This is a genomic window from Chryseobacterium piscicola (assembly GCF_900156685.1).
Classification (GTDB): Bacteria; Bacteroidota; Bacteroidia; order Flavobacteriales; family Weeksellaceae; genus Chryseobacterium; species Chryseobacterium piscicola.
Window position 1 is genome coordinate 334,226 of the sequence record NZ_FTOJ01000002.1, and the last position, 24,490, is coordinate 358,715.

Consider the following 24,490-nt stretch of genomic DNA (forward strand, 5'->3'; position numbering starts at 1 on the left):
ACTTGAATAAAATACTTCTTTTCTCTATTCTGGCTTTCGCTGGTTGCAAAAGAAATACAACAATATATCCTCCGGTAGGAGGTGTTTTGAGCCAGTCTGATCTTAAAACTTCCAAAGAAAGAACCAAGAATCTCAATAGTATGGAAAGACAGCAGATACAAGATTGGATCTCAGGTCAAAAAACAAAATATTATCCTACAAAAATGAATTATTGGGTTGATGTTGTAGGTTTTGATGAAAGAGAGAAACAAGCTGACGGCACTACCGTTTCTTATTCATACGAATTATATGATTTTGATATGACTAAAATTTATGAAAAATCTTTTGCTAGAGAAAATGCTAGATTTGGTCATTTTGATGAATTGAAAGCTGTAGAAAACGCATTAAGATACATGAAGCAGGGAGAGGAAATTACTATTTTAGTGCCCTCACCACTGGCTTATGGTACTTTTGGTGACCAGAATAAAATTGATAATGATGTTCCCTTAATTATAAAACTGAAATTGATATAAATGAAAATTTTTAACAAAAATATAATTCTTGCAGCGGCAAGCGTATCGCTGATGAGCTGCACTCCAATCTATAAAAAAATGAACGTAGACAAAGAAACTTACGAAGGTCTTAATGACGGAATTTATGCTAATCTTCAGACAACGAAAGGAAACATGATCGTGAAGTTGGAAGATAAAAAAGCACCCGTAACTGTTGCCAATTTTGTTGGCCTTGCAGAAGGGAAAATTGATAACAAAGCGAAAGCGAAAGGTGTACCTTACTATGATGGGACTATTTTCCACAGAGTAATAAAGGATTTTATGATCCAAGGTGGTGACCCTCAGGGTACTGGTGCAGGAGATCCTGGTTACAAGTTTGAAGACGAGAAAAATGACCTTAAACATACCGGAAAAGGTGTGCTTTCTATGGCAAACTCAGGGCCTAATACAAACGGATCTCAGTTTTTTATTACCGAAGTGGCAACACCTTGGTTAGACGGAAGACACACTATTTTTGGGAAGGTTGTAAAAGGTCTAGAGACTGTAGATGCCATCGCTAATGTAGAAAAAGGAGCTCAAGACAAACCCAAAACTGATATTGTACTTGAAAAAGTAGGAATTTTCAGTAAAGGTGATGAGTACAAAAACTATGATGCTGCAAAAACCTTCAATGAAGGTAAAGCTAAGATTGCTGCTAATAATAAAGCTATGGCTGATAAAGCTGAAGCAGAAGCCAACAAAAAGATGGAAGATCTGAAAGCAGGTATGCAAAAAACAGAATCTGGTCTTTATTACAAAATTACAAAAACCACTTCTGGAGCAACTCCAAAAGTAGGAGATAATGTTTCTGTACACTACGCAGGTAAATTGGTTGACGGTACAGAATTCGATTCTTCATTCAAAAGAAATGAGCCTATTGAAATTCCTATTGGTATGGGTAGAGTAATTAAAGGTTGGGATGAAGGTATTCTTTTGTTAAAAGAAGGCGAAACCGCTACGTTACTTATTCCTCCAGCAATGGGCTATGGAGCAAACGGAGCAGGAGGAGTAATTCCACCAAATGCTTGGTTGGTTTTCGATGTAGAATTAGTGAAGATTAAATAATAGACACAAATAATCATAAAGCCATTCGCGAGAATGGCTTTTTTTATATTTTTACTTTAAAATAATATGAAGACAAAACTTTTTTTAAGTGTTTTTTTAGTACTGAGTGTATTTTTTTCTGCTCAGAATTACAATCAGCAAGTAATTGCAACATCATTTACTAATTTCTTGAATCAGCTGAAAAACAAACAAATAGATCAGGTGGTAGAAAGTATTTATCCGAAATTTTTCACAGCTACACCCGAATTAAAAAAAGATCAGATGAAAATGATTCTGAATATGACGTACAATAATCCTGTAATGAAGGTTGAAATTAAAAATTTTAAAGTTGTAGGTGCGGGCAAACCAGATTTAATACAAGGAGAATATTTTTCTACAATCAATTATGCTGTAAGAATTCATTTTAATGCTGAAGGAATGAACGAAAAAATGCGCAATACCATAAAAAATATGTTGGTGCAAAAATACGGAACCGGTAATGTAATTTATTATCCCAACGAAATGTCTTATTATATCAATGCGAAAATGAAAGCTTGTGCTGTATCAAAAGATCAAAAAATATGGAAATTTGTACTGATAGAAAACGAATTCAAACCAAGGGTTACAAAAGTATTACCGAAGAAGATTTTAGATAAATTGTGATGATTGTCTGCAAACTGTAATCATTGAAAATACTTTGTTTTTCGTTGCTAAGTTTACTATTTTTTATAAACTAAAAACAATGAGTATTTAAAATTCTTTATTGGCGCTTGCGTTAAATTTAGCATTATGATGAATAACGGATATTCAATATAAATTTTAAAACGTAAAGATTAAAACAGATATTATTTTAATGAATTTAAAAAACAAATTTTTAGTAGAGACGAAAATACTGAGCTTGCTCGCTCTCGGAATTATTATTTTGGTAATTCTTTGCGTTTGGGTTTCTGGTTTTCAATCACATAGAACTTTGTTTGAGAATTCAATTATTTCAACTACCATTTTAGGCGGAACATTTTTTCTGTTTATAAGTTTAGGATTGTATTTTGGTTTAAAATTAAAAGAAAATGTAGGAGAGTTAATTAGTGAAGAAAAATTAAAAGAAATAGCTCATAAAACTCCATTAATAGACACTTCGAGCGTAGAAATTCCTGCAATTGGAGATGGAATTGGAGGATGGGTTCTTGGTGTAATTTTGTGGTTTGTTCTGGCTATTCTTGCTGCATTTTTGCTTTATTTTTTAGGTGTTTTTTTGTGGTCAGCCACTTTCATTTTTGCAGCAATGCTTTACTGGGTTTTCTTCCGAGCCATACGTTTGGTTTTCAAAAATTCCAGACAATGTAAAGGAGATTTATTTAAAAGTATCACTTTTGGGTTATTTTACTCCTTTCTTTATAGTGCATGGATTTACGGAATCATCCTCATTCTGCATTTTTTACAAGATTCTGAAAAAGTAATTTTTTAAATTAATCATTCGGTTTGCAGACAATATCTTTGGTTTGCAACATCCATCTCAAAAACTTTTGCGACTTTTGTGTTTTAATTTTAAATAAGATCAATGAAAATTATCGCTGTTATACCCGCTCGTTACGAAGCAAGTCGCTTTCCAGGAAAACTGATGCAGATTTTGGGTGACAAAACCGTAATTACTACAACCTATAAAAATGTGGTGGAAACGGGTTTATTTGATGAAGTTTTTGTAGCAACAGATTCTGAAATTATCTTTAATGAAATAAAAAAAAATGGAGGCAAAGCAGTAATGACGGGAAAGCACGAAACAGGAAGCGACAGAATTGCCGAAGCTGTACAAAATATTGATTGCGATATCGTTATTAACGTTCAGGGAGATGAACCTTTTTTAAAACTTGAACCTTTAAAACAATTAATTGAAATTTTTACAGAAGACGAAAATCAGGAAATTTCTTTGGCATCATTAAAAATTAAACTTGATGAAAGAGAAGAAATAGAAAACCCCAATAATGTAAAAGTAATTACAGACAACAATGGTTTTGCCCTGTATTTCAGCCGTTCTGCTATTCCTTTTCATCGGGAAATTTCTTATAATGTAGATTATTACAAACACATTGGGGTTTATGCTTTCCGAAAACATGCTTTAATACAATTTTCAAAACTGGAAATGAAACCATTGGAAATCTCCGAAAAAATAGAATGCATCCGCTATCTGGAATATGGGATGAAAATTAAATTAATTGAAACCAATTTCATAGGAGTAGGAATCGATACGCCCGAAGATCTTGAAAAAGCAAGAAAATTAATTTGAAAATATATCAATTAGATAATTTGAAAATGCTGTTGATAGTTTTGCATTTTCAAATTAAATCATTTTCAAATTTTCAAATTAAAAAAACTTATATTTGGCTTTATAAAATAGATTTAATGAAGAAACTTCTTTTAATATTCGTCCTTATATTTTCACAAAACATTTTTGCACAGACAGCTAAAGAAATCATAGACAAAAACATAGAGCTATCAGGAGGTTTGATGCAGTGGAAACTCTTAAATTCTGTACTATTGCAAGGAAAAGTGATTTTAGGAATTAAAGATGAATACTCTATTAAAATCTATCAGCAAAGACCAAATTTAACCAAAACCATAATTACAATTGGAGGAAAAGAAACCGCTATTGAAGGATATGACGGTACCAAAGGTTATGCTATGAATTATGCTGCAAACAAGCTTCAGGAATATAAAGAATACGTGGCGGAAAGCTTCGACAACGACTTTATCGATTGGGAAAACAAAGGTTTTAATGCACAATATCTGGGCAAAGAAAAAATAGGAAATATCTACTGTCACAAAGTAGAACTCACCAAAAATGTCAACAAAAACATCTATTATTTCGATACCAAAACTTTTATGATTTTGAAAGAAATAAAAAAAGATGACACTTTATTGTACTCAGATTACAAAAGGGTAGGGAATTTGATGATGCCTTTCAGGATTGAATCGTCTAGCTCCAAAAAAGACGGAGATTATGTGATGATTCTTAATAAAGTGGAAATCAACAAAGTTTTTCCTGCCAATATTTTTAAATTTTAAAAATCTTCTTAATATGAAAAAAATGTTTATCATGCTGCTTTCTTTCGTAGCATTTTTCAACAGTTGTGCTCAGAAAAAATCTGAAGCTTCAAAAACCAAAACCAAAGAATTAATGGGAAAAACAATTTACGATTACAAAGTAGACGCTCTTGAAGAAGGCAAAACTATCAATTTTGCAGACTTTAAAGGTAAGAAGATCCTTATTGTGAACACTGCTTCAGAGTGTGGTTTCACCCCTCAGTACAAAGATTTAGAGCAAATCTCAAAAGAATATGGCGATAAATTGGTTGTAGTGGGATTTCCTGCCAACAATTTTGGCGGACAAGAACCCGGTTCAAACGTTGAAATCGGTGCTTTCTGCGAGAAAAACTATGGTGTAACTTTTCCCTTGGCAGCAAAAGTTTCTGTGAAAGGCGACGACATGGCTCCCATTTTTAAATTCCTTACAGAAAAAGATTTAAACGGAGTAAAAGACAGCAAAATCCTTTGGAACTTTACCAAGTTTCTGGTAGACGAAAACGGAAAACTGATTGATTCATTCAAAAGTGATGTGAAGCCAACGGATGAAGCTCTTACGAAATATTTAAACTAAGTTTTTATCTTAAATAATATAGAAAAGCAACTCGGTATGAGTTGCTTTTTTTATAGATAAATTTTATCTGAAAAAATTAACTAAAAAAATCCTTAAACAATTCACACTTATATGTGATAATATTATTATCATTGCACTGTAGATTTAAAAAATATAACCATGAAAAAAATTACGCTGCTTATTCTAAGCTCATTGCTGTTGATGGCATATTCCTGTAGAACAGAGAGTCTTAATGATGATCAGACATCAGAAACACAAAAAAATCCGTTGTTCTTTTCTAAGGTTATCCCACTCGACGAAAGTATTCACAAAAGTAAACTACAGAAAGAATTACAGGTCGCTAAATTACAATTGAACAAAACTCATTTTGATTCAAAAGGCGTAGTTGTCAATTTTAACAACAGTACTATTAGTACAAGTAATGTTAAATATTTTGAAAGTGGAGCTGGCTTTCATACTTATACTTTTAAAATTGATCATCCGGATGCAAAAGATAACGATCCGTTAGAAAATTTGGTATTAACTTCTATGCCAGATGGAACATATAGGGAGTTCCTAATTTCTTACAATTTAACTTCACAAGAAAAGAAAACCTTAATGCTTGGAGGTAATGTAAGTACTAAAGACAAATATAGTATTACAGAATTGACATCAGGAGCTTCCGGAACATCAAAAAACCAAAATTGCAACTATATTCAAGAACAAGCATATACATGGTGTAGTGATAGCGTGCATCATCATGGTGAGCCAAAAGGAAATGGTCCAGGACAATGTAAAGCGGAGACACAATCACAATTAATTAATGTTTATTTATACGTATGTGAAAGTGTAGAAGATGATACAGATAATCCTCCTTACAACGGATATTATCCGGCAGGAGAAAATGGAGTATTTACAAGCCCATTTATTTCAATAGGCTATCAATATTACTTAACAGAAGATCTTGATGACCCCAATTATATTCACTATACTAATGTTGCAAACTTTTTTACTTCTTTGGGGACAGAAATTAATCAGTTAAGGGTTACCAATCCAGACCTTTTTTACCATACCTTTTTTTATTTTCAACAAAATGGTATAAATACCACTACGAAAACATTTATCACAGAAAGATTAACAACTTTAAATAGTTGGTATATTAATGCGAACGCAGATGCTACTGCGTCACAGACCGCCAACCAATATTTTTTGAATTGGGCTTTTAATTACCTTTTAAATATAAATCCTGATGCAACGATAGAGCAGTTTCAGGATTGGTTTATAGATACACCATTAACAAATCAAACTCTTCAAAATGAATTAATGGAAGATTGGATAGATCCAAACAGAGTAAAACCCACTACAAGATTTAAAAGTAGTGCTAAATTAAACAGTATCTACAATAAAATAAAAACAGCATCTAATTTTAAACAATATTTACAAAATTTTGAACCAACATTTTCTGTAGCACATCTGATGTTTGATGTTGGTGCTGTAACAAAGCCTGATGCTATTGCACAAACAAAAGAACCAATTAATTACTGGATAAAAATAACTTTCAACCAAAATTGGGATTACGCTTCAACTCCTAAAATAATTTTAGCGAATGCATTTATGCATGAAATGGTACATGCAGAAATGTTTAGAAAGCTTCTTACACTTGCTCCAAATAATGGTAACTTTGATTTGAATTTGGTTCTCGGTTATTTAAATAATAATAATTACGTTGGAATGTTTGATTATTATATTAGATTTTCTTCTAATAATACAGATGTCGATCACGAAATTATGGGAGCTCATTACATAAATATTATGGTAAACTTTTTAAAGCAAGTCTATAGCAGTCATTATACAGATCTAGAATATAGAGCCGTTGCATGGTTAGGGGGAGGATTAAAGGGTACAAGAGCATGGAATCTACTACCACAATCTGAAAAAACACTTTTAGAGAATACATACCAAAATAATTATTATTTATGGGAACTTTAAATAAAAACATTCTAGTAATAATTTTATTTTCTCTCAGCTGCTCTGTTACAGCACAAATGAAATATAGGCTGAGTAAAAATGATATTGAAAGATTTGAACTCAAAGGATATGTAAAAAGCATTTTTTACAGAGAATTTCAGCCCTCTTTCAAAAACAGAAAAAAGACAAAATATATACTTCATCCATATACTTTTCTTTCCGAAGATAATTACAGGTTAAACTTTAAAAAAAATGGATATTTAAAAGAAAAAAATAGCTTTACGATAGAAAATAACCAATTGAAAAAGTTTGCAGATTGGAGTTATGACTATGACAATGAAAATAGAGTTTTTAAAGAAATCTGCACTTTTTTCGATTCAAATAAGGAATTGAAATGGGAATACAATTATAAGAAAGATACAGTAGAAATAGTGAAATTCAGCAATTCTGAACCAAATCTCTTTTATAGATATGTACAGGAAAATAATACTGAAATATATACTATTAGAAATTCAGATAATTCTTATAAAGAAAAAACTATTTTTGAATACGATAATACAAATCGCTTAATTTCTATAAAGAAAAACTACGATAGAGATGCTATTCAAGAAGTGATCTACACTAAGTATATTGATGATCATAATGCCAGGAAAGAATCCGAAATAGTTGAAGATATTCAACAAGAAAAAAAACATATTTCCAAATTTATATATAATGAAAAAGGAGATGCTTCAAATACATTTGTGATAATTAATGGCAAAAAGAATCTGTTTTTGACATTTGAATACATTTATGATACAAATGGAAACTGGATTGAGAGAAGAACATATAATAAAGATAAAAAACTTGTTTCAGTGACAAAACGAGGGATAGAATATTATTAATCTCTGTACTATTCTTTAACGAAATTATGCCTGTCATTTCAAAAATTGCTATAGTAACGTATATAGATGTTTGGAATTACTGAATATGCAAATAAAAACTCCTCTAAAGGATTAAAACAACAGCTCCCGTGGTTTTACACAAATCCACGGGAGCTTTTAGAAAAAGCAGGCGTGCAATTTTAAAAAGCACGCCTGCTTTTTAAAATTGCTTACTTAGCTTTTTCAAACTTGACGATAGCGAGCATTTCTTTAAGATCAATTCCCGGGCGGAATGCTATTTTTGCGGCTTTGATCATTGAAGAATTAAACTTTTCAGCAGTCTCAGCGCCTTCGCTGCTCAACGTTAAACTGAAAGATCCAAAATCTCCAAACCTTACGATTCTTCCTTCTGAAAGATGTTTAGAGAGTGCTTTAGTCAAATCATTCAATACGGCTAAGACATCAGTGTCGCTCACTGTGGTAGAGCTTGCAGCAATTTCCTTACTCAGGCTGCGGAAAGTAACTTCACCTGTAGCTTTTGCGTTGGCATAGAATTTTTTTGGAGCGGTCTGATCAGACGGATTTCCCTTTTCACTTAGTGAATACTGTACTGGCATAATAATGTGTTTTTTTGGATAATTTCAAATATAATAATTTAATCGGAAAAATATAAATCAAATATTACTATTTGGTGATTTTTTTTCCTAATTAAAGCTTAAATTCTTCTTATTAAAAAGAGATCTCCGCTGCATTTTCTACACTTGAAAATAAAAAAGTTAAGATTCCTACAGAATGACAAACGAACCGTTAAATATCAAATTGTTATTAATTGCGGAAATACATATCTAAAATTAAAACAAAAAAAGCGATCCGAAGACCGCTTTCCTTTTATAATTTATTCTGTTCAATTCTCTTTGCAGACAAATTGAGAAAACGTTTGACGAGCATCGCGGCAGAAACCGTTAATCCCAATCCGAGCGCAATCCACATTCCGAGCGCACCCATTTTCATCGTTACACAGAGGAAATATCCCAATGGTATTGTAATGAGCCAATAGGCAATGAATGTAAGGATAGAAGGTATTTTTACATCCTGTAATCCTCTTAGCATTCCTAATGCGGTTACCTGTATTCCGTCTGAGAGCTGGAAAAGAGCTGCAATAATCAGTAATTTTGAAGCCAGCATAATTACTTCTACCTCTTCAGGTTTTGTGAAAAAGGTAGGCAAAATATTCCTTCCAATAATAAAGAACAATCCGCAAATACACATGAATAAAAAAGAAATTTTAAGATTGTTGATTCCTATTTTTCTTAGTTCTATAAAATTCTGTTCGCCCATTTTTCTGCCAATCATTACTGTTGATGCCACGCTGAAACCTATACAGAGATTAAATGTAAATGAAGCCATACTCAATGCAATTTGATGTGAAGCAATTTGATGTGCTGCAAATTGTTGTGAAACTACGTCATCCGCAAAGGTAATGCCGCAGATAAATGCTGCTGCTGCGAAAGCGGTCACTTCAAAGAACATTTGTAACGCCGTAGGAAAGCCTAATCTCACCATTTTTTCAAACATATTTTTCGAGAAAACTTTCATCTTTAATGAAAACTCTTTAATAAATTGCTTTGTTTTTGGCTCTTTAAGCAGAACAAAATATAGAAAAACGACCATGAAAATTCTGGCAATTAAGCTTGCTAATGCCGAGCCTTTAACGCCCATTTCTGGAAAAATCCAAAGTCCTTTGATAAAAACGTAGTTCAGTACAATATTAATGATGTTAGCAAAAATAGTGGCTTTTGTAACTCCAATAGTGTAAGATAAACCTTCAGAAACCTCTCTCAAGGTTTGAAACGCCATAAAAGGAACAATACTTATCGCCATAATCCATAGAAAGTCTACGGTGTCTGGAATAATCTTCGTTGGCTGTCCCGAATGATAGAGTAGAGGTAGGCCTGCAAACAAAACCAGCATGAGAATAATCCCAACTGTCATATTAATAACAAAACCATGGCTGAATACTGAATTAATAGTTTTGTTATCATGCTGAGAATGTGCCTCCGATACCAGCGGTGGAATGGCAAAGGAAAATCCTAATGCTAAAACAAACATAGAAAAGAACACTGCATTTCCGAGGGAAACAGAGGCTAGAGCATCGGCGCCTAAAAGCTTTCCAACGATAATATTGTCAAATAAGTTTACAGAAACCTGACCTACTTGCGTAAGTATTACCGGAAGAGCCAATGTAAGTGCTTCTTTCGTGTAATTTTTATTTAAAAAATTCATAATGGTTCAAAAAAAAATCTGCAGCATAAATACTGCAAATTTTTATAATTTAAGAGAATTAAGTATTAATTTATTTTCTCACAAAACTTGCAACGTCTTCCTGTGAAACAGTTGGGCCACCCAAAATGATCAATCTTTCAACCACATTTCTCAATTCACGGATGTTTCCTGTCCACGAGAGTGCTTCCAGAGCTTTAATGGCAGAATCATCGAATTTTTTCAATGCAGTACCGTGCTCATCAGAAATTAAACCTGAGAAATGATCTACCAGCAATTTGATATCTGCTTTTCTCTCGTCCAAAGGCGGTACATAGATTTCTATTACAGAAAGTCTGTGGTATAGATCTTCTCTGAATCTTCCTGCTTCGATTTCCTTGGCCATATTCTTATTGGTTGCAGCAAGTACTCTCACATCCACCTTTATTTCTTTGTCGCTTCCTACAGGAGAGACTTTGCTTTCCTGCAATGCTCTCAATACTTTAGCTTGAGCGATAAGGCTCATGTCTCCAATTTCATCTAAGAAAATAGTTCCATTATTGGCTTGTTCAAACTTTCCTTGTTTGTCTTTAATAGCCCCTGTAAATGATCCTTTTACGTGACCGAAAAGTTCAGATTCTATAAGTTCAGAAGGAATGGCGGCGCAGTTTACTTCCACCATTGGCCCTCTTGATCTTTCGCTTAAATTGTGGATGGCGTGGGCAACCAATTCTTTTCCAGCTCCGTTGGGTCCTGTTATTAAAACTCTTGCATCAGAAACTGCCACCTTTTCAATCATTTCCTGAATCTTTTTTAAAGGTTCAGACTCACCAATCATTTGGTATTTTTTATTGACTTTCTTTTTAAGGGTTTTATTTTCGTTTTGTAGATTTTTGTTTTCTTTTTTAAGTGTTTCTTTAATTAAAGCATTTTTCACGCTCGTAATCAACCTATTGATGTCAATGGGTTTTGAGATAAAATCGTAAGCACCATCTTTAAGACAAGAAACAGCAGAATCAATATCAGCGTGACCAGAAATCATGATGAATGTACTATCTGGCTTTAGTGCCATGCTTTGTTTCAAAAGCTCTGTGCCTGGTAGTTTCGGCATTTTAATATCGGAAATTACCAGTGCAAAATCTTCTTTTTCAATATGTTTAAAGCCTTCGAGACCGTCTTCGGCAATCACAAATTCATATTCAGTCAATTCATCAGATAGAATACTATGAAGTACTCCGGAAATAGCTTTTTCGTCTTCTACGATAAGGATTTTTTGCATAGTCGCAATTTAATTAATTTTGCCGGATTATAAGCAAATATTATTCCTAAGTTTAATTGGTGTAGTCTCTTCTTCCAAAAATAGCAGAACCAACTCTTACGGAATTTGCACCACATTCTATTGCAATAGGAAAATCATCACTCATCCCCATGGACAGGGTTTTCAACGAATGCTTTTCATTAAGTTTGGTAAAAACATTCTTTAACACTGAAAATTCTTTTTTTATTTGATTTTTATCATCCGTAAAAGTTGCCATACCCATTAAACCCGTAATTTCTACATTGGGAAAATCTCCGCTGATGAACTTTTGGAATAAATTGTCAGCTTCAGAAATTTCAAGTCCGAATTTTGAGTCTTCTTCTGCAATTTTCACTTGTAACAAAACTTTTATTTTACGCTTATTTTTTGCAGCTTCTTTATTTATTTCATTTAAAAGTTTCTCAGAATCTACACTTTGAATAGTGTCTATAAATTCAGCAATATATTTTACTTTATTGGTTTGCAGATGCCCAATCAAATGCCACTGAATATCTTTTGGAAGAAGCGGATGTTTTTCCATAATTTCTTGTACTTTGTTTTCTGCAAAAACTTTTTGTCCGAAATCATAAACTTCCTGAATAGCCGATACCGAATGGGTTTTTGAAACAGCTACCAATTCTACATTTTGGGGAAGCTGTTTTTTTATATTGTTGTAATTTTCTTGTAAGCTCATAGGTGCAAATTTCTTAAAATTAATTTAAAAATTGGTTTTATTGAGGTTGGTTTTCTGTATGACGCTCTGGCTAAAGGCCAATTTCTACTGTATAATCAAATTTTAAATTTTCAAATTGACAGAATTTAATCTTAAAGAATTTAAAATTACAGATAGAGAACTCGCACTCATCGCTGCCGCTGCTATCATGGGTGAGAGTAAAATTCCGAAGAAGGGGTAGAGTAATCCTGCTGCAATCGGAATGCCCAATACGTTATAAACAAAGGCGAAGAAAAGATTTTCTTTAATGTTTTTGAGTAGTTTTTTACTTAATAATTTTGCTTCCGAAACTCCCAAAAGATCACCTTTCAGCAAAGTAATTTCTGCGCTTTCAATAGCAATGTCAGTTCCGGTTCCCATAGCAATTCCTATGTTGGCCTGTGCAAGAGCAGGTGAATCATTGATGCCGTCTCCGGTCATGGCGACAATCATTCCTTCGTTCTGAAGTTTTTTTACAGCATTCAATTTGTCTTCAGGAAGACATTTGGCTTTGAATTTTTTTATTCCAAGTTCTTTGGCTACGGCTTGTGCGGTGTTTTCGTTATCACCGGTCATCATAATGATTTCAATTCCGTCATTTAGTAAATTTTTCACAGCTTTTTTAGAAGATTCTTTAATATCATCTGTAAAACTCATGAAACCCAAAACTTCATTTTTCTGAGCCAAAAACGAGATTGTGTGTGCTTGGTTTTGAAATTCGTTTGCTTTTGCTATTAAGTTTTCAGGAATTGAAATTTGGTTTGAACTCAAAAGATTTTCGTTACCAAGAAAAACCATTTTTCCATTGATTGTTGCTTTCACGCCTTTTCCGGAAATGTTTTCAAAATCGATTACTTTTTCAGAAGATATATTTTCTGATTTTGCCTTTTTAATGATCGCATTAGATAAAGGATGTTCAGAATTTTGATTTAAGGAGTAAGCTAATTTTAAAATCAAATTAGGGTCATTATTAATTGATTCTATATGTTTCAAAGATGGTTTTCCTTCAGTTAAAGTTCCTGTTTTATCGGTTATTAATACGTTTACCTTATTCATTTGTTCGAGAGCTTCGGCGTTCTTTATTAGAATGCCGCTTTTTGCACCTTTTCCAATTCCAACCATTAGCGACATAGGTGTTGCCAAACCTAATGCACATGGACAAGCAACGATCAACACAGATACGGCGTTCACAAATGCAAATAAAGTTTTTTGGTTTTCTGGCCCGAAAATCTGCCATAAAATAAAGGTGGTAACTGAAACTAAAATTACGATAGGAACAAATATTTTTGAAACTTTATCTGTAAGTTTTTGAATTGGAGCACGACTTCGGCTAGCATCATTTACCATCTTGATGATTTTTGCGAGTAAAGTTTCATCGCCCACTTTTTCAGCTTTCATAATGAAGACCTGATTTCCATTGATGGTTCCTGCGCTTACTTTTGAATCTGCATTTTTCTCTACAGGAATTGGTTCGCCAGTGATCATACTTTCGTCTATTACAGAATTACCTTCAATTATTTTTCCATCTACAGGGATTTTTTCTCCGGGTTTTACTTTTAATAGATCTCCTATTTTAATTTCAGAAAGCGGAACTTTTTTTTCTTCATTATTAATGAACAAATTGGCTTGATCGGGAGATAAACTCATTAAATTCTTAATGGCATTTCCCGTTTTTTTATGAGCCAAAGCTTCCATCAATTGTCCTAAGATAACCAAAGTTAAAATTACACAAACGGCCTCAAAATATAAAGGGATTTCGTGATTGTGACCAAGAATATGATGCGGAATTAAACTTGGAAAAAGTAACACAACAATGCTGAAAATAAATGCAGCGGAAACGCCCAAAGCAATCAAGCTGAACATATTCAGGTTCCAGGTTTTAAAAGAAACCCAGCCTCGTTGCATCAAAAACCACCCCGAATAAAATAAAACAGGAAGTGTAAGAATCAATTCAATCCACCCTTGAATTTCTTTCAAAAAAGAAAACTTAATAAGCATTCCTCCCATAGAAAGTAGAAATACAGGTATTGTAAAAGCCAGAGAAATAAGCAATTTTCTTTTTAAGATATGGTAGGTGTCATCTGAATTGTCACCGTTTTTATCTGGATGTTTTACGAGATCCATTCCGCAAACGGGGCAGCCAACATTGGATTCGTACACTTTATCTCCTTCACAAAACATAGGGCAATAATATTTTCCAGCAGTTTCAGAATTTAATATTTTGGGGTTTTCACCATCAGTATTATTACTTCTTACCAACTCCTCTGTTATTTCTTCCAAATGCATGTGGCAAACCGGGCAGCCAATGTTGCTATCGTACAGTTTTTTACTTTCACAAAACATGGGGCAATAATATTTCCCGATATTATACTTATAATTATCAGGAAGATGTGTTGATGAAAATTGAGGTATATAATTGGGGTCTTTTTCTAGTTTTTCCTCAATTGGAACCAAAAACATGTTGCAAACTGAACATCTTTTTCCGGGCTGAAAATACACTTTTTCGCCTTCACATTCCATAGGACAGTAGTAGACGGAGCTTGGAGATATTTTTTCGCTGGGATTCGGTTTTTTATGATGATGAGATTCGTTTTCCATTTAATGAATTTAAGAATACAAATTTCATGAAAGCAAACGGAAATCTGTTATAGATTTAAGGATTTTGTTTACAGAATTAAGATTTTTTAAACTGAAAATTATAGTAAATCCACGGCTTTACGATTATTGATTTTAAGTTTTTTAAATTCAGTAGGAGACAAACCGGTGCTATTTCTAAATTGAGCCGACAAATGCTGAACACTTTTGTAGCCAAGCTTTGCTGAGATTTCGGTTAACGTAAATTCATTATATAACAATATTTCTTTTACTTTTTCAATTTTTTGAAGAATGAAAAACTGTTCTAAAGTACTGTTTTCTGTTTGAGAAAATGCTTTGGAAATTATACTGTAATCTTTGTGAAGGTTTGATGATAGAAATTGTGATAAAACAAAATTTTCAGCAATATCTAAACTACTGATTTTTGAGATAACAAGATTTTTTATTTTTTCGATAAGTTGCTGGGCTGGATCCTTAATTCTTGAAAAACCTAGTTCCATCAATTTTTTTTCAATATTTCTTAAAATTTCTTCTGAGATTTTCGATTTTAATTTTACTTCACCCAAATTGATATCTACAACGTTGACTCTTTCGTCTTCAAAGATTTTTGAAACTGCCAAAATACAACGATTACACACCATGTTTTTAATGTAAATCTTCATTATTCCTCCTTTGGTGTGAGCCTGTCTTTTACAAATTCAATTTTTGTTTTGCCATGAGGTGCAGGATTTCCTTCTTCGTCTAGATTTACCATTACAATTCTATCAACGGTAATAATGGTTTGGTGGGTCATTTTATTTCTTACCTGGCAAGCCAAAGTGATTGAGCTAGAACCAAATTTAATAACTTCTATGCCAATTTCAATAATATCTCCTTGTTTAGCCGAACTTATAAAATTAATTTCTGAAATAAATTTTGTTACAACTTTCTTATTTTCAAGCTGAATAACGGCGTATAATGCTGCTTCTTCATCAATCCACTGTAATAATCGTCCTCCGAAAAGAGATTGGTTGGGATTAAGATCTTCTGGTTTTACCCATTTTCTAGTATGATAGTTCATAGTTTATTTTGATTTCTAATTTTATGCTTTTTTTTGAGGCGGAATTTCAGATAGTAAAATGGGCTGTGTTCTGCAATTTCAACGAATGTATTTTGATAGTTTATAGTATGAATTTTCATATTTAAAGCTCAAATGCGACATCTAATGTACAAAAAACACTTTAAAGACCTTTAAAAACACTCTGAAAAGTGCCAAAACATAAGTAAATATAGTCGAATTTTAACATTTGTTGAAATGCTTAAAAAAAAACTTGATTTTGAAATTATTAATTGTATCTTGCAGAGGTTTATATTTGGAATCAATATTTGTTCATTACTTTATGTTGTTTTTCTTTTATATACCAAATCTTTACTAATTTAATTTTTTTTTACAATGAACATTTTTGTTTCAAACATCAATTACGCAACTAAAGAACATGAGTTGCAGGATTTATTCGCAGAATTTGGAGATGTATCTTCAGCTAAGATCATCACAGACAAAGAAACTGGTCGCTCAAGAGGTTTCGGTTTTATCGAAATGGGTGACGAAGAAGGACAACAAGCTATTGAAGCTTTAAATCAGAAAGAATTTAACGGAAAAGAGTTAAATGTTTCTGAAGCTAAACCAAGAGAAGAAAAACCAAGAAGAAGCTTTGATAACAACAGAAGCGGTGGAAGTGGTTACGGAGGAGGTAACAACAGCCGTGGAGGTGGTTACGGAAATAATAGAGGAACAGGTGGTGGAAACTACGGTGGTGGAAACGACCGTGGCGGAAATCGTTGGTAAAAAATGAAGCGGCTTTTAAGCCGCTTTTTTTTATGTTTTTATTTTATAAAATTTAGATTAATTCTTACACGAAACTTTCATTCAAAGTTTGAAGAATCTTATATAATTTAGAGATTTGTAAATTTCTAAATTCTAAGATTTAATTAATAGCCTGTAGTTCTATAAGCTGCTCAGTTTAAAGTTATAGCTTTTTGAAGGAATTATTCTTTTTTCTTCTTTTTTTTCTTGTCTTTTGTTTTTTTATCTTTTTTCGGATTCAAGATTTCCTCTGCGATTTCTAATTTTGGTAATTTTATTTTCGTAGGTTTTATTTCTAAATCATGATCAATATATTCTCTTAAATCATCTTTTGTAACAAGATTTTCTCTGAAAAGAAAAGCAAGAATATCTTTTCCAGAATGATCAAAAAAGTTTTCAGAAATCTCTTTCATCAAAAAATCACGATACTGCTGAAAAGGTACTAGAACAGAATATTTGAAAATTCTACCTTCTTTTTCGGTTTTCAGATATCCCTTTTCAATAAGAATTTTCAGGTAAGTAGAAACGGTATTTTGATGTGGCTTAGGCTCCGGATGTTGCTCCATCACTTCTTTTAGATAAAAAGAATTGAGCCTCCAAAAAAGTTTCATCAAATTTTCTTCCGCCGAGGTTAGATGATTAATTTTCATAAATAGTATTTAAGTTCTGAACTGAATATTGCAATAAAGATAAAGAAAAGAAACTAAAAAAGCTATAAATGCTCCTAAAATGACTTCTTTTGTGGTGTGTCTTTTTAAAATAATTCTTGTAATTCCTACCAAACCAGCAATAAAAAGCCAAATTATCCCCATATAAGTTTCTATATTGAAAAATAATGTGGCAACAAAAATGTTAAACGCAGTATGCATAGAACTTTTAATAAAATAATTACTAATCTGTAATGCTAAAAGAAGGATTAAGATAAATAGCATCACAAAATCAAATCTACCAGATTTTAGGTAGGTGTAAGATAAATAAAGAATTACGCAAATCCCGATGAATATATAAAGTGTTTTTCGCTGTATTCGGTTTGATACATCCATATTGGTATATTTTCCCGTTTTCACATTATAAAAAATCCAGGTTACAATAGGGATTATGACTATTAATAAAATTGGCAAGAAGTGTGAGAGAGCTTGTTTTAAATTATATTCGTGAAAGCTTAGATACACAAAAAATATAATTAAAGAGATAAGAGGATTAAAGAAATCAGAAATTACTCTGGATACTTTATGAAGAGGTGATATTGGTTTTTCTTCCATTTTTATTTTTAATAATGTAAATATAATATTATAAGCAAAAAAACAATTGCTCTACATATAATAAAAACGAAGTTTTTTTTATATTTTTGCTCAACTATTTCATAATAAATAAGCAAGAAGCTAGCACATGAAAGAATTTTCTAAAGAGGTGTACCTAAAGTGGTATGAAGATATGACTATGTGGAGAAGGTTTGAAGACAAATGCCGTTCTCTATATCTAAAACAAAAAATCAGAGGTTTTTTACATTTGTACAATGGCCAAGAGGCTATTCCTGCGGGTTTTACACACGCAATGGATTTGTCTAAAGACAGTATGATTACAGCATACAGATGTCACATCCATCCAATGGCAATGGGGGTAGACCCAAAAAGAATCATGGCAGAACTTTGTGGTAAAGCTACAGGTACTTCCGGAGGAATGGGTGGTTCTATGCACATTTTCAGTAAAGAACATAGGTTCTATGGTGGTCATGGTATTGTGGGAGGTCAAATTCCTTTGGGAGCTGGTATTGCTTTCGCAGATCAGTATTTTGACAGAAAAGCGGTAAACATTTGTTTCTTCGGAGATGGTGCTGCTAGACAAGGATCTCTTCATGAGACTTTCAATATGGCAATGAACTGGAAACTTCCCGTAATATTTGTTGTTGAAAACAATCAGTATGCAATGGGAACTTCAGTGAAAAGAACTGCCAATCACGAAGATATCTATAAACTAGGTTTAGGCTACGAAATGCCTTGTCTTGCGGTAGATGCAATGGATCCCGAAAAAGTAGCTGAAGTTGCTTATGAGGCTATTGAAAGAGCAAGAAGAGGAGATGGACCTACTTTTATCGAAGCTAGAACTTACCGTTTCAGAGGGCATTCTATGTCTGATGCTGAGCCGTATAGATCTAAAGACGAAGTTGCAATTGCCAAAAAGGACGACCCTATAGAATTAATTAAATCAAGAATTTTATCAAATAATTGGGCTACAGAAGAAGAATTAGATATATTGGATAATAAATCTAGAGATTTTGTAGAAGAATGTATTGAATTTATGGAAAACTCTCCATATCCTGATACAGAAAAAATCTATGAGTACGTTTACGCTCAAGAGAATTATCCGTTTTTAGATAAATTTGAAAATCAATAAAATTAAATTAATTTGAAATTTGATATTTGAGTTCCCCTAATCTCAAATCTCGAATCTCAAAATTCAAATCAATATAAATCATGGCAGAAGTAATTACAATGCCACGTCTTTCCGATACAATGACGGAAGGTAAGGTGGCAAAATGGCATAAAAAAGTCGGTGACAAGGTTAAAGAAGGAGATATCTTAGCTGAAATTGAAACTGATAAAGCAGTACAGGATTTTGAATCTGAAATTGAAGGAACTCTTCTGTATGTTGGTGTTGAAGAAGGTTCAGCAGCAGCAGTAGATTTGGTTTTGGCAATTATTGGAAATGAAGGAGAAGATATTTCAGGATTAACTGGTGGTGCATCTGCTCCTGCCGCTAATGCAACTGAAGATAAAAAAGAAGAAGCTCAGCCTGAAGCAAAAAATGAAACTCAAGCGGCTATTGCGGAGGTTCCTAAAGGAGTTGAAGTAATAACAATGCCTAGGCTTTCAGATACAATGACTGAAGGTAAGGTAGCTAAATGGCATAAAAATGTTGGCGACACTGTAAAAGAAGGCGATTTATTAGCCGAAATTGAAACTGATAAAGCAGTTCAAGATTTCGAATCTGAATTTAACGGAATTCTTTTGAAGCAAGGTGTTGAAGAAGGTGGTGCTGCTCCAGTAGATACCGTTTTGGCAATTATAGGCCCAGAAGGAACGGATGTTTCTGGTGTAAACTCACCCAAATCTACACAGCATTCATCTGCTCAACCAGAAGAACAAAAAAATGAATCTAAGGTAGAAGAGAAATCGGTTGCACAAGTTACTGTTTCTTCAGATAGAGTAGCTATTTCTCCTTTAGCAAAAAAAATGGCTCAGGATAAAGGTGTTGATATTTCAGGAGTTCAAGGATCTGGTGAAAACGGAAGGATTGTGAAGAAAGATATTGAAAACTATCAGCCTTCTGCAAAACCGGCAACAGAAAATGCAGCTCCTGTGGCTGCGGCACAAGTTGCTGTAAATTTTGTACAAGGCGAGGATTCTGAAACTCCAAACTCTCAAGTTAGAAATATTATAGCAAAACGTCTTGCTGAAAGCAAATTCTCAGCTCCTCACTATTATTTAATGGTGGAGATTAATATGGATAAAGCCATCGCAGCAAGAAAAGAAATTAATGCTCTTCCAGATACAAAAATTTCTTTCAATGATATGATTATTAAAGCTACTGCAATTGCTTTAAGAAAACATCCACAAGTAAATTCTAGCTGGGCAGGTGATAAAATTATCCATAGAGGAAACATCAATATTGGTGTAGCGGTAGCAATTCCGGATGGATTGGTAGTTCCGGTATTGAAAAATACAGACCAAATGTCTTATACCCAAATTTCTGCAGGCGTGAAAGATATGGCAGGTAGAGCGAAGAGCAAAGGTCTTAAGGCAAACGAGATGGAAGGTTCTACTTTTTCAATTTCTAATCTAGGAATGTTTGGAATTGAAACTTTTACAAGTATTATCAACCAACCGAACTCTGCAATTCTTTCTGTTGGGGCTATTATTGAAAAACCTATCGTAAAAGACGGTCAGATTGTAGTAGGAAATACAATGAAACTTTCATTAGCATGTGACCATAGAGTGGTAGACGGTGCTACGGGAGCTCAATTCTTACAAACTTTAAGAACTTATCTAGAAAATCCGTTATCTTTATTAGTATAACTATTTTTCTAGTTTATGAATACAAACCTCCTATTTTTGGAGGTTTTTTTTGTTTTAAATTTAAATGAAAAATTTGCAGGCTCAAATTTTGTTTTTTCTTAGAATAAATCACCCATTACAAAATATTTTTTCATGAAATTGCATAAAGATGTAACCCAAGGAATTGATAATTCAATGTATGCAATCACAGATGCTGGAAGACTTTACAAAATTTCAAAACATAAAAAAAATCTCCAATCTGGAGATTTTTTTTATGTTTAAGTTACCCCAAAATAGTAACGCCTTTTTTGATCATATCATAGATGGCATCTTTTCCATTATCTGGTTTTACGTTTACCGCACGAGTTCCGTTGAAATGTACACAAGTTACATATCCGTTGGCAACAGCATCTAATGCAGTAAATTTTACACAATAATCTAGCGCAAGACCAACAATCTCCAATAATTGGATTTCATGATATTTAAGAAAATCATCCAAACCTGTTTTCATAAAGTGATTATTATCTTGAAAACCGCTATAGCTGTCAATCAAACTGTTTTTTCCTTTTTGAATGGTATGCGTAACTTTTTGAGTATTTAAATCTGGATGAAAATCTGCGCCCAAAGATCCTTGTACACAATGATCTGGCCACATAAATTGTGGAATACCATTTAGAATAATTGTTTCACCAACGTTTTTTCTATTATTAGACGCAAAGCTTTTATGATCCGCTGGATGCCAGTCTTGGGTAAGTATAATTTGGTCATACTCATTCTCTTCCATTAAAAGATTAATGTAAGGAATAATCTCTTTAGAGTCTGGTACAGCAAGCGATCCACCCTCACAAAAGTCATTCTGTACATCTACAATAATCAATGCTTTCTTCATATTTTATTTTATAATTTTTGAACTAAAGATTAAGAATTAGGACTTAAAAAAATACAGTAAAATTCCTTTTAAAACTATTCTTATTTTTGATAAATTTACCAAAACTAAAATCAAAAATTTGTCCAAATATAATTTATCGGACAAATAGACACTGTATGGAAAATTTTAAAATTATTCGCAGTTTTTATGACCATAGACCGAGATTACTCCAAATTACCCAAACAAGAATTATTTATGAAAATAGCGATGTGAAAAATAATCGTTTTACTGAAATTAAAAGAGATGAAATTATCGGTTTAAGGTATGGAATTCAGTTTATCAAAGGTTTTGAATTTACAATCGGGAGAACCTATGTTATATTTATAAAAAAGAACGATGGTAAAGAACTTAAAATTGATTTTAAACTTTTTTACGGTCGAAAACTTCAAAAAAAGCATCAACTTTTTTGTGAAATTATAGACACTCTTTGGAAGCATTATTTTTCTGATCTCAAAAACAGCTTGCTGGAGAAGTATAAAAATGGTGAATCTTTTGAAATTGCAAAAGTTACAGTTTTTGCTAATAAAATTAGTTTTAATAAAAATGAAATTCTTATTTCTGATTTGTCATTAAAACGCTATCATCATTACTTTGTCTTATATTCAAAACAAAAACAAAATAATAACAAAATGCTGTATTACTTGGAAGATGACGATGCAGTAATTTTACTTGAAATTTTAACCGAAATTATAAAAAAATATGATCAATCTTGAATTTAAAAGATTCCCAATCGGGCAATTTGAAGAACCACAACATATTACTGATACCCAACTAGAAGAATATATAAAAGTCATCAAAAATTTCCCAGCAAAACTGAAAAGTTTAATTGAAAATTTTTCAGACGAACAATTTGATACACCCTATCGTGAAAAAGGTTGGACGGTAAGGCAGCTCGTGAATCATCTAGCTGATAGTCATGCGAATAGTTTCATCAGATTCAAGTTGGCTCTTACGGAAGAAAATCCTGTTATAAAACCTTATCAAGAAGCCCAATGGGCAGAGCTCCAGGATAGCGCATCCATCAGTATAAAACCTGCTATGAGAATGTTGAAAGGGATTCATCAAAGATGGTATTGTTTATTAAAATCACTTACCAATAAGCAGTTTGAGCGTACTTTTCATCAACCTGAACAAAATAGAAACTACGATTTAAGAATATGTCTGGCTCTTTACGTTTGGCATTGCAATCATCACTTGGCACATATAGAAAATTTGAAAATTGAGAAAGGTTGGTAAGAAAAAGTCTACATCATTTAAATGATTTTTTAGAAATAAAAACAAGAATATCAAATTTAAGCCCAGATTCTGAACGAAAATGGGGGAGAATGAATGCCGCACAAATGCTAAATCACTGCATCCAAGTCTTAAAAGTTCCTATGAAAAAAAATAAACTTCCGAAGGTTTTTATTGTTTTAAAATGGGTGGGAATACTTGCAAAATACGAAATGAAAATCTTCAACAACGGAATTCCTCACAATATGCCTACTTTTAAAAAACTAATCATTACTTTTGATTGTAATTTTGAGACTTCGAAAGCACAGCTTCTGAAAACCCTTGATGATTATGCAGAATTTCGTGCGCAAAATAAACTTCCTTCTCAGCACCAGTTGTTTGGAAAAATGACAGAAGAAATGTGGGGTTTTTTGGAGTATAAACATCTTAATCATCATTTAAAACAATTTAATGTATGAGTTTATTTGGTAAAATATTTGGAGATAATAAAGAGGAAGAAAACAAAAATTCATCTTTCTGGAAAGTAATAGAAAATGAAGATGATTTAAAAAACGCGGTTAAAATTTCAGAAACGAAAATAATTGCAATTTTCAAGCATTCTACGAAATGTTTTATAAGTAAAACAGTTCTTAAAAATTTTGAAAATGAAGTGAAAAACACACAAAATTTAAATGTAGATTTTTATTTTCTGGATTTAATTAAATATAGAGAAATTTCAAACAAAATAGCTGAAGATTTTGATGTACGTCATGAAAGTCCGCAATTGATTGTTTTTGAGAACGGAAGACCTCTTAATAATGCATCGCATCAAGATATTTCTTTAAGTCAGATTATAAAATGAGTAATATTCAAAATTATTTAGCCAAAGTATTTGAAGTTCCTGCAGAGAAAGTAAGTTTGTGCAGCATTCAGTACGAATCAAGAAAAGTTAATAAACATGAGTTTCTTTTGCAGGAAGGTGATGTTTGCAAAAACACATTTTTTGTTGAAAAAGGTTTGCTGAGAATGTATTCTATAGATAAAAACGGTAAAGAGCATGTGATACAATTTGCACCAGAAAACTGGCTTATTGGTGACAGAAGCAGTCTTTATTTTAATGAAAAATCAAGTTATTTTATAGAGGCTGTTGAAGATTCTGAAATTTTATTTCTAAATCCTGATTTCTTTAGTAATCTTTTGGAAGAGTTTCCGAAAAGCATAGAAAAAAATGATTTGATTATACAAAAACACGTGAAGAGTCTGCAAGATAGAATCAATTCTCTTTTGGGTGAAACTGCGGAAGAACGGTATATGAAATTTACCAAAATGTATCCAGATTTATTGATGAGAGTTCCTCAATGGATGATAGCTTCCTATTTGGGAATAACGCCGGAAAGCTTAAGCCGTGTGAGAAAAGAATTGGCTAGAAAAAACTTTATTACCGATTAACTGCTAAAAAATAAAAAAATACCTCTCAAAGGCTCTAGAGATAAGACAGATCTTTTAAAATTTGATCTGCTAAGTCTGCTAAATCTATGAGAGATAAATTATTA

General features: G+C 32.6%; 28 protein-coding genes. 18 read left to right on the forward strand and 10 right to left on the reverse strand.

What is annotated here, in order from left to right; genetic code table 11:
• Positions 1-2: 2 nt before the first annotated feature.
• The 9 genes from BW939_RS05515 to BW939_RS05555 all read left to right on the forward strand — a co-directional run bounded on the left by BW939_RS05515 (position 3) and on the right by BW939_RS05555 (position 8,057).
• The gene (locus BW939_RS05515) at positions 3-512 is read left to right on the forward strand and encodes an FKBP-type peptidyl-prolyl cis-trans isomerase (RefSeq protein WP_076450841.1); all 510 of its coding nucleotides are present in this window, start codon (positions 3-5) and stop codon (positions 510-512) included.
• Between the two features lie 78 nt (positions 513-590).
• On the forward strand, positions 591-1,595 hold the full coding sequence (locus BW939_RS05520; protein ID WP_185115857.1) for a peptidylprolyl isomerase: 1,005 nt from the start codon (positions 591-593) through the stop codon (positions 1,593-1,595).
• A gap of 66 nt (positions 1,596-1,661) precedes the next feature.
• Positions 1,662-2,237 carry a hypothetical protein gene (locus BW939_RS05525; protein WP_076450634.1) on the forward strand — a complete coding sequence of 192 codons (576 nt, stop codon included), beginning with the start codon at positions 1,662-1,664 and terminating at the stop codon, positions 2,235-2,237.
• Positions 2,238-2,427: 190 nt separating this feature from the next.
• Positions 2,428-3,039 (forward strand): hypothetical protein, encoded by a 612-nt coding sequence (locus BW939_RS05530; RefSeq protein ID WP_076450635.1) that lies wholly within the window; start codon positions 2,428-2,430, stop codon positions 3,037-3,039.
• A 93-nt stretch (positions 3,040-3,132) separates the two neighbouring features.
• Positions 3,133-3,855 carry a 3-deoxy-manno-octulosonate cytidylyltransferase gene (gene kdsB / locus BW939_RS05535; protein WP_076450637.1) on the forward strand — a complete coding sequence of 241 codons (723 nt, stop codon included), beginning with the start codon at positions 3,133-3,135 and terminating at the stop codon, positions 3,853-3,855.
• 116 nt (positions 3,856-3,971) lie between these two features.
• The gene (locus BW939_RS05540) at positions 3,972-4,634 is read left to right on the forward strand and encodes a histidine kinase (RefSeq protein ID WP_076450844.1); all 663 of its coding nucleotides are present in this window, start codon (positions 3,972-3,974) and stop codon (positions 4,632-4,634) included.
• A 13-nt stretch (positions 4,635-4,647) separates the two neighbouring features.
• Positions 4,648-5,226 carry a glutathione peroxidase gene (locus BW939_RS05545; RefSeq protein WP_076450638.1) on the forward strand — a complete coding sequence of 193 codons (579 nt, stop codon included), beginning with the start codon at positions 4,648-4,650 and terminating at the stop codon, positions 5,224-5,226.
• A gap of 201 nt (positions 5,227-5,427) precedes the next feature.
• Entirely contained in the window at positions 5,428-7,194 is a 1,767-nt protein-coding gene (locus BW939_RS05550) for a hypothetical protein (protein WP_123891536.1), read from the forward strand.
• Positions 7,182-8,057, forward strand: coding sequence for a hypothetical protein (locus BW939_RS05555; protein ID WP_076450642.1), 876 nt, complete (start codon positions 7,182-7,184; stop codon positions 8,055-8,057). The genes BW939_RS05550 and BW939_RS05555 overlap by 13 nt, the downstream gene beginning before the upstream one ends.
• Before the next feature lie 209 nt (positions 8,058-8,266).
• Here the strand turns inward: BW939_RS05555 and BW939_RS05560 are convergent, their stop codons facing one another.
• The 7 genes from BW939_RS05560 to BW939_RS05590 form a co-directional block, all read right to left on the reverse strand.
• Positions 8,267-8,653: an HU family DNA-binding protein gene (locus tag BW939_RS05560; RefSeq protein ID WP_076450650.1), complete on the reverse strand. Its 387-nt coding sequence runs from the start codon at positions 8,651-8,653 to the stop codon at positions 8,267-8,269.
• Between the two features lie 271 nt (positions 8,654-8,924).
• A complete protein-coding gene (locus BW939_RS05565; RefSeq protein ID WP_076450652.1) occupies positions 8,925-10,319 on the reverse strand; it encodes an MATE family efflux transporter in 1,395 nt (464 codons plus the stop codon).
• Between the two features lie 70 nt (positions 10,320-10,389).
• Positions 10,390-11,574 carry a sigma-54-dependent transcriptional regulator gene (locus BW939_RS05570; protein WP_076450655.1) on the reverse strand — a complete coding sequence of 395 codons (1,185 nt, stop codon included), beginning with the start codon at positions 11,572-11,574 and terminating at the stop codon, positions 10,390-10,392.
• 52 nt (positions 11,575-11,626) lie between these two features.
• Positions 11,627-12,286, reverse strand: coding sequence for a YggS family pyridoxal phosphate-dependent enzyme (locus BW939_RS05575; RefSeq protein WP_076450657.1), 660 nt, complete (start codon positions 12,284-12,286; stop codon positions 11,627-11,629).
• 102 nt (positions 12,287-12,388) lie between these two features.
• The gene (locus BW939_RS05580) at positions 12,389-14,902 is read right to left on the reverse strand and encodes a copper-transporting P-type ATPase (protein ID WP_076450658.1); all 2,514 of its coding nucleotides are present in this window, start codon (positions 14,900-14,902) and stop codon (positions 12,389-12,391) included.
• Between the two features lie 98 nt (positions 14,903-15,000).
• Entirely contained in the window at positions 15,001-15,561 is a 561-nt protein-coding gene (locus BW939_RS05585) for a helix-turn-helix domain-containing protein (RefSeq protein WP_076450660.1), read from the reverse strand.
• Complete coding sequence (locus BW939_RS05590) at positions 15,561-15,959, reverse strand: acyl-CoA thioesterase (RefSeq protein ID WP_076450662.1); 399 nt, start codon at positions 15,957-15,959, stop codon at positions 15,561-15,563. Before BW939_RS05590 ends, BW939_RS05585 begins: the two co-directional genes overlap by 1 nt.
• A 372-nt stretch (positions 15,960-16,331) precedes the next feature.
• Here BW939_RS05590 and BW939_RS05595 point away from each other — a divergent pair, with 372 nt between their 5' ends.
• Positions 16,332-16,724 carry an RNA recognition motif domain-containing protein gene (locus BW939_RS05595; protein WP_076450664.1) on the forward strand — a complete coding sequence of 131 codons (393 nt, stop codon included), beginning with the start codon at positions 16,332-16,334 and terminating at the stop codon, positions 16,722-16,724.
• Positions 16,725-16,924: 200 nt separating this feature from the next.
• Here BW939_RS05595 and BW939_RS05600 read toward each other — a convergent pair whose 3' ends face one another.
• Entirely contained in the window at positions 16,925-17,392 is a 468-nt protein-coding gene (locus BW939_RS05600; protein ID WP_076450665.1) for a BlaI/MecI/CopY family transcriptional regulator, read from the reverse strand.
• A gap of 9 nt (positions 17,393-17,401) precedes the next feature.
• Positions 17,402-18,004, reverse strand: coding sequence for a phosphatase PAP2 family protein (locus BW939_RS05605; protein ID WP_076450667.1), 603 nt, complete (start codon positions 18,002-18,004; stop codon positions 17,402-17,404).
• A 127-nt stretch (positions 18,005-18,131) separates the two neighbouring features.
• On the opposite strand from BW939_RS05605, the gene pdhA reads away from it, so the two are divergent.
• The 3 genes from pdhA to BW939_RS16085 all read left to right on the forward strand — a co-directional run bounded on the left by pdhA (position 18,132) and on the right by BW939_RS16085 (position 21,079).
• Complete coding sequence (gene pdhA, locus BW939_RS05610; RefSeq protein WP_076450669.1) at positions 18,132-19,136, forward strand: pyruvate dehydrogenase (acetyl-transferring) E1 component subunit alpha; 1,005 nt, start codon at positions 18,132-18,134, stop codon at positions 19,134-19,136.
• Positions 19,137-19,216: 80 nt separating this feature from the next.
• Positions 19,217-20,818 carry a pyruvate dehydrogenase complex dihydrolipoamide acetyltransferase gene (locus BW939_RS05615; protein ID WP_076450671.1) on the forward strand — a complete coding sequence of 534 codons (1,602 nt, stop codon included), beginning with the start codon at positions 19,217-19,219 and terminating at the stop codon, positions 20,816-20,818.
• A 132-nt stretch (positions 20,819-20,950) separates the two neighbouring features.
• Entirely contained in the window at positions 20,951-21,079 is a 129-nt protein-coding gene (locus tag BW939_RS16085; protein ID WP_262484468.1) for a hypothetical protein, read from the forward strand.
• Between the two features lies 1 nt (position 21,080).
• On the opposite strand, the gene pncA is transcribed toward BW939_RS16085, so the two are convergent.
• Positions 21,081-21,686 carry a bifunctional nicotinamidase/pyrazinamidase gene (gene pncA, locus BW939_RS05620; RefSeq protein ID WP_076450673.1) on the reverse strand — a complete coding sequence of 202 codons (606 nt, stop codon included), beginning with the start codon at positions 21,684-21,686 and terminating at the stop codon, positions 21,081-21,083.
• 155 nt (positions 21,687-21,841) lie between these two features.
• Between pncA and BW939_RS05625 the strand changes: the two genes are divergently transcribed.
• From BW939_RS05625 to BW939_RS05645, 5 genes are read left to right on the forward strand one after another with little or no spacing between them, the layout of a single operon-like run.
• Positions 21,842-22,438 carry a hypothetical protein gene (locus tag BW939_RS05625; RefSeq protein ID WP_076450675.1) on the forward strand — a complete coding sequence of 199 codons (597 nt, stop codon included), beginning with the start codon at positions 21,842-21,844 and terminating at the stop codon, positions 22,436-22,438.
• A complete protein-coding gene (locus tag BW939_RS05630; protein WP_084566606.1) occupies positions 22,425-22,961 on the forward strand; it encodes a YfiT family bacillithiol transferase in 537 nt (178 codons plus the stop codon). Before BW939_RS05625 ends, BW939_RS05630 begins: the two co-directional genes overlap by 14 nt.
• Complete coding sequence (locus tag BW939_RS05635) at positions 22,955-23,416, forward strand: DUF1569 domain-containing protein (RefSeq protein ID WP_228417136.1); 462 nt, start codon at positions 22,955-22,957, stop codon at positions 23,414-23,416. The genes BW939_RS05630 and BW939_RS05635 overlap by 7 nt, the downstream gene beginning before the upstream one ends.
• On the forward strand, positions 23,413-23,799 hold the full coding sequence (gene ytxJ / locus BW939_RS05640; RefSeq protein ID WP_076450676.1) for a bacillithiol system redox-active protein YtxJ: 387 nt from the start codon (positions 23,413-23,415) through the stop codon (positions 23,797-23,799). The genes BW939_RS05635 and ytxJ overlap by 4 nt, the downstream gene beginning before the upstream one ends.
• Entirely contained in the window at positions 23,796-24,386 is a 591-nt protein-coding gene (locus tag BW939_RS05645; RefSeq protein ID WP_076450678.1) for a Crp/Fnr family transcriptional regulator, read from the forward strand. The genes ytxJ and BW939_RS05645 overlap by 4 nt, the downstream gene beginning before the upstream one ends.
• Positions 24,387-24,490: the final 104 nt, after the last annotated feature.